1 protein-coding gene is annotated in these 1,329 nt (G+C 67.9%); it reads left to right on the top strand.

Annotated elements, in window-relative coordinates:
* Positions 1-149 precede the first annotated feature (149 nt).
* On the top strand, positions 150-1,313 hold the full coding sequence (locus ACFWP3_RS41995) for an ISAs1 family transposase (protein ID WP_384232227.1): 1,164 nt from the start codon (positions 150-152) through the stop codon (positions 1,311-1,313).
* Positions 1,314-1,329 lie beyond the last annotated feature (16 nt).

Below are 1,329 nucleotides of genomic sequence, written 5' to 3'. Positions count from 1 at the left end.
CCCAGGGCTGAAGCGTTCTCGCCTGTCGAGATGCGCTGTTGGTCCTGATCGTGGGTGTTCGACCTGTTGGGGCCTGGTGGATGCACGAAGGACGCGACCTCTGATGATCAAGGTGTCGAAGCCGTTGATCGTTCAGGGGTCGCGTCCGTATGTCAGTTTCCACGATCGAAGTCCTGTCCTGCCGCCGTGACCGCATAGCGGACTTGCCGGCCATCGAGCCCGAGGAGCTGGTCCATCTCGCCGGGGTGTTGGAGGCCTTGCCCGATCCGCGTCGGCGGCAGGGGCGTCGGTATCGTCTCGGCGCACTGTTGGCTCTGTGTACCGTCGCTGTCCTCGGTGGCGCTGCCACGCTGGTGTCCATCGCCCGGATCTCGGCCGGTGCCCCGCCCGAGATCCGGGCCCGCCTTGGCTTGGGGAAGAGCGTCCCGCGGGCGTGCACGCTGGGGCGGCTGCTGGCCAGGATCGACGCCGATGCTCTGGACCGGGCCGTCGGCGGCTGGCTCGCCGGTCAGCTGGAGCCCGTCGATGGACTACCGGCCCTGGCCGTGGACGGCAAGTCCCTACGCGGCTCACGCACCGCCACACGGACCGCGGTCCACCTGTTGGCCGCTGTCCTGCACGGCGAGAAGACGGTGATCGCCCAGCGCCAGGTCGAGACCAAAAGCAACGAAATCACCGCGTTCCGACCCCTGCTCGCCTCGTTGGAACTGGCCGGCACCGTCGTCACGTTCGACGCGCTGCTGACCCAGACCGACCACGCCCGCTTCCTCGTCGAAGACAAGAACGCCCACTACATCGCCGTCGTCAAGGGCAACCACCCCACCTTGCAGACGGCGCTGAAGAAGCTGCCCTGGAGGGACGTTCCCCTGCTGGACAAGACCCGCACTGACGGTCACGGCCGGGACGAGATCCGCCGGCTCAAGGCCGCCACCGTCACCGGACTAGCCTTCCCGCACGCCGTTCAGGCACTGCAAATCGTGCGCCGACGCCGTGACGTCCGTACTGGCAAGGTGACACTCGAACGCGTCTACGCGGTCACCAGCCTGCGAGCCGACCAGGCCACCGCCGCCCAACTCGCCGCCGCCGTCCGCGGGCACTGGCAGATCGAGGCCCTCCACCACATCCGCGACACCACCCTGCGCGAAGACGCCTGCCGAGTACGCACCGGAAACGCTCCACGAGCCCTGGCCACCCTGCGCAACCTCTCGATAGCCCTGGCCCACCTCATCGGCTGGGCCAACCACGCCCAAGCCGTCGATCACTACCGGTCACACCCCGACCACGCACTCGACCTGATCACGCCCACCAGATGAGAACGCTCGAGCCTTG

It is taken from the genome of Streptomyces sp. NPDC058525, from assembly GCF_042719495.1.
Classification (GTDB): Bacteria; Actinomycetota; Actinomycetes; order Streptomycetales; family Streptomycetaceae; genus Streptomyces.
Note: the sequence above shows the minus strand (reverse complement) of the source record. Positions and strands in the feature narration are given on the sequence as shown.